Source organism: Azohydromonas aeria (assembly GCF_009760915.1).
Classification (GTDB): Bacteria; Pseudomonadota; Gammaproteobacteria; order Burkholderiales; family Burkholderiaceae_C; genus Azohydromonas; species Azohydromonas aeria.
The window spans coordinates 1-2,072 of the sequence record NZ_VIDQ01000177.1 but is presented as its reverse complement, the minus strand read 5'-3'; the positions used below and the strand labels follow the sequence as shown (position 1 = coordinate 2,072).

The 2,072-nt window shown below is 65.3% G+C and carries 4 protein-coding genes; 2 read left to right on the top strand and 2 right to left on the bottom strand.

Annotated elements, in window-relative coordinates; translation table 11 throughout:
* The coding region (locus tag FJ694_RS36285; protein WP_157272368.1) for a transposase at positions 1-218 on the bottom strand (218 nt) is incomplete at its 3' end.
* A gap of 53 nt (positions 219-271) precedes the next feature.
* Complete coding sequence (locus tag FJ694_RS36280) at positions 272-757, bottom strand: transposase (RefSeq protein ID WP_232540392.1); 486 nt, start codon at positions 755-757, stop codon at positions 272-274.
* Between FJ694_RS36280 and FJ694_RS36275 the strand changes: the two genes are divergently transcribed.
* The gene (locus FJ694_RS36275) at positions 689-1,063 is read left to right on the top strand and encodes a response regulator (protein WP_232540391.1); all 375 of its coding nucleotides are present in this window, start codon (positions 689-691) and stop codon (positions 1,061-1,063) included. The two genes, FJ694_RS36280 and FJ694_RS36275, sit on opposite strands and share 69 nt — an antisense overlap.
* Before the next feature lie 192 nt (positions 1,064-1,255).
* A partial coding sequence (locus FJ694_RS36270; protein ID WP_157272365.1) for an MCP four helix bundle domain-containing protein occupies positions 1,256-2,072 on the top strand: 817 nt, incomplete at its 3' end.

Genomic DNA, 2,072 nt, shown 5'->3' with positions numbered 1-2,072 from the left:
TCACCGGCGGCGGGCAGTACGCGGGTCGCGGTGATCCTGGGCGCGGGCAGCCCGGTGCGCTTGATGCCGCGACCAACCAGCCACTTGCGCAGGAGATTGACGTTCAGGCCGTGGGCCAGCGCGATGGTCGCCACAGATGCGCCGGGCTGCTCGCACTCGGCCAGAACCTGCGCCTTGAACTCGGCGCCATGAACACGCCTCTGGGATTTGGGTTGCATAGGTGCCCACCTGTTCGGAATGATCCTGGTGGCGAATTCCCCCGTTGTGGCTGTCACGCCTCCCTGTACAGCTTCTGGAATGGCGTCAGGACAACCTGAGCTTTCGGTTTGCCAGCAATCCAGTGCAGCAACCTTTCTACGTTGACCGCCGCCGCCGTCATCAGGTGCGCGAGGTGGGTCTTTGCCGCCCCGATGTAGCGGGTTTGCCGCAGTCCATGCACGCGCACTGCCTGGAAGATGGTTCCTTCAACACCGGCACGAAGCGCATATTCATCGGTGAACGCAGACGTCTTCTCCAACTTTCGCTGATCGCGTAGAGCTTCGTACTGGGCCTGTGGCAGCACGGTAATGTTCCGTTGCGGAGGTACCGATCGAGTGCATAGCTTTGCCTCTCCACAATGGCCACAGTCGTTGCGTGACCATCTAATTCTGATGACCGGCTTGCGGTATTGGCTGAATGCTGGAATCCAATGCTTGTTGAGCTTACCGACTGGGCAGGTCGCTTCAACGTCATCCTGGTGCAGGCCATGCTCGAGCACTGGCACGGCGTGGAACTCGTCAGCGCTCCGGACGTGGAAACCGGCGTTCGAATGGCTCTGGCCTCGCAGCCGGACCTCGTGCTGCTGGACATGCATCTGGGCACCGCCTCCGGCCACGACTTCCTGGCCCGCGTGCGTTCGGACTCGCGCACGGCCTCCCTACGGGTCGTGGCCTTGTCAGCCAGCGCGATGCCCGAGGAAGTCAGCGCGGCACGTCAGGCCGGGGTGATGGACTACTGGACCAAGCCGCTGGATGCGGAGAAGTTCCGTGAAGGTATCGGCAGGCTGCTCTCCGTGCCAAGTTAGCGTCCTATGGGAACGGCACCGCAGGTTGCCTGGGCAAGGCTCGAAGGAGCGTTAACAAGTCACGGTTACCGCACCCCCTACCGCTCGATGGCGTTGCCACGCCTCAACGCAACACGGGAATGACCGAAGTCGACAGTTCCCTTCACTGGAAAAACTGTCCCGGGCGCTGCCAATGCCATCGCCCCCCATCCAATGACCAAGCTCAGCAACCTGAACATCGGCGCCCGCCTGGCTCTCGGCTTTGCGGGCATCGTGGGCCTTATCGCCATCCTGGCGATCACAGCCTTCCTGCAGCTGGGTGACGCCCAACGCGAAACATCAGCACTCACTGGGGCGCAAGCGCAGCGCCTGCAGCTTGCCATCGAGTGGCGCGAGAACATCGTGCTGAACTCACAGCGCACGCTCGCCCTGGTCTACAGCGCCGACAAGTCGCTGGGTGCCCGATTCAGTGCGGACATGAAGCGGGTCACTGAGCGCACCTCGGAGATCCAGAAGCGTTTCGGCGAGATCGAGACCACACCCGAGGCGCTGGCAATCATGGAGCGCCTGGCGCAGGCTCGCACGCCCTACTTGTCGCAGCGTGATGCGCTGATCAAGGCGCCGCCGAGCGACGCCGCGGTCCTGGCGCAGGCAACCGAGCAGTTCAAGGCCACCGTGCAGACCTACGTGGACGTGGCTTCCGAGTTGGCGCGTTTTGAGCAGGCACGCAGCATTGCGCTGGGCGAGACCGTGAACGCGGAGCTGGCCTCGATCAAGTCGCGGCTGGTCGGCACCGCGCTGGCCTGCGCGCTGCTGGCCGGCGTGCTGGGCTGGCGGCTGGCGCGCGGCATCGCGCGGCCGCTGTCGGCGGCGCAGGCCGCGGCCGAGCGCATCGCCGGCGGCGACCTGAGCACCGAGGTGCCCGCCGGCGGCCAGGACGAGGTCGGCCGCCTGCTGCGCGCCGTCGGCGCCATGCAGGAGGCGCTGCGCGCCCTGGTGGGCGAGATCCGCACCTCGGTGGACGGCATCG

Excerpts from the sequence above, each read along its gene's own strand:
- FJ694_RS36275 (WP_232540391.1), top strand. The coding sequence starts at position 689 with ATGCTTGTTGAGCTTACCGACTGGGCAGGTCGCTTCAACGTCATCCTG.